1 protein-coding gene is annotated in these 1,920 nt (G+C 53.0%); it reads right to left on the bottom strand.

Annotated elements, in window-relative coordinates; genetic code table 11:
• Positions 1-70: 70 nt before the first annotated feature.
• A complete protein-coding gene (gene ltrA / locus CSQ89_RS21325) occupies positions 71-1,411 on the bottom strand; it encodes a group II intron reverse transcriptase/maturase (RefSeq protein WP_099407961.1) in 1,341 nt (446 codons plus the stop codon).
• Positions 1,412-1,920 lie beyond the last annotated feature (509 nt).

Here is a 1,920-nt window from a genome sequence, read left to right as displayed (position 1 = left end):
TGGAGAGTAGCGGCAGCGATCTCAGTTTCCTGATACGCGCTGCCGCCCTCGCAGAACCGGACTTGGAGCGTTACACCATCCGGCTCCCAGTTTGAGTCATCCACGGTAGTGACGGGTAGAGGTTGTGAACAATACGTGTCCGAGGTAGATAGCCTTCCATTGCCTCGCCGAACTGCTTCCAATTACAACTTCGGCGTTGGCTTCGGCGATTCAGCCATTTAAACAAGAGCCTTTGTACTTGTTGCCGGTACTGCCGTAGGCTCCTGCTGTTTCCACTTACCCCAAAATACTGGATATGGCCTTGAAGATGCCGATAGGCATATTCCATCATGGCCTTGCCACCACGAACCCTCAAACTTGCCAAGCGTACATTCAGTTCTTTGAGTTTCTTCTGAATGCGTTCCCGCTGTGTCTTATGTCCCACCACAAAGTTGCCCTTGCGGCTCCGACCCACGTAGTGCGTGACGCCTAGGAAATTGAAAGTTTGTGGACGACGATGCCCATCCTGTTTGCAACGCCTCTGCGCCAAGTGCCCAAACCGAAGAACGGCTGTTTTACTAGGTTCCGCTTCCAGGTCAAATTGGGCTAGCCGCGTCTTTAACTCTTGCAAGAATCGTTTAGCATCACTTTCCCATTGGAAGCAGGCGACAAAATCGTCCGCATACCGCACTAGTTGTGCCGTACCGCGACATGTCTTCGCGTAGCGTTTCTCAAACCACATATCCAATACATAGTGCAGATAGATATTGGCCAGCACTGGTGAAACCAATCCTCCTTGGGGCGTACCTTGCTCACTGGCACTGATGATGCCATCTTCCAGCACCCCGGCCTTGAGGAAACGATCGATGATTCGTAGCAGTCTCGTATCTGAAATTCGATGTGCTAGGAAACGCTTCAAGTGGTCGTGGTTGACGTTATCAAAGAATCCCTTGATATCTGCTTCTACGATCCACTGTGTGCGCTCCACCGTAATGATTTCCGTCAGGCGTTTCAGCGCTTGATGCGCATTGCGTCCCGGACGGAATCCATACGAGCATTCTCGAAATTCGGGTTCCCAGATCGCCTGTAAGATCAGACTCGTCCGATCTTGCACGATTCGGTCCTCAAAACTGGGAATGCCCAATGCGCGGCGACCACCGTTCGCCTTCGGTATATACACCCGCCTCACCGGCTTTGGTCGATACCCTAAACGGCGTACTCTGGCAGACAGATCGACTAGCCTTCCAACCAATCCGGCTCCGCCATATTCCGCCTTGCGCACCCCATCCACTCCAGACGCCTTGTTTGCTGCTTGGCGCTCGAAGCTCGCGTTTAACCCATCAGGATCGAACAGCATCCCTAGCAGGGAGTTGTAATTTCGCTGCGGGCTCTCACGCGCCCACTGTGTGAAACGAGTAAGTTGTGTTGTCATGAACATAGTCCGCTCAGTGTCGGGTCATGTATCCCTTACCCGTTATCTCAAACCGATACCCCTTGGCTCCGTCCGCATTACCAGACTTCTTCGCTACTATGGGTATCTCCGACTTCCGATAGCCTCCGCCTCCTTCCTCGCTGGTTAGGCTTGTTGGGAGGTGCGCTTGCGCGCCGACTTTCGGATCTCCTTGGTTACGGCATAAACTCAATGTAAAGCTCGATACGGACTTAGATCCCGGGATGTTTGCCACAACTTGCCTAAGCGCCGTGGCAACTGTTGCCTGCTAGTAGGAACAGACTATCGGCCATATCCAATGCGGTCATTTCGGGACTCGATCCTTCAGGGTCAGCATGACCTGTTACCTTTGCGCCTCGCTTTCTTTCGTGCCTACGCATCAAACATATCGTTACCGATATGCCTGCAAGGCTCGATACCAGGCTCGTGGCTAGCGATTACCTGGACGGGATTCCCACCCGCTAGTTTATGCAGCATTGCCAAGCCGCAAC

The sequence above is a fragment of the Chitinimonas sp. BJB300 genome (assembly GCF_002735695.1).
Classification (GTDB): domain Bacteria; phylum Pseudomonadota; class Gammaproteobacteria; order Burkholderiales; family Chitinimonadaceae; genus Chitinimonas.
This window is presented reverse-complemented; position numbering and strand designations above follow the sequence as displayed.

Coding starts and splice junctions, on each gene's coding strand:
- ltrA (WP_099407961.1), bottom strand. CDS start 1,411: ATGACAACACAACTTACTCGTTTCACACAGTGGGCGCGTGAGAGCCCG.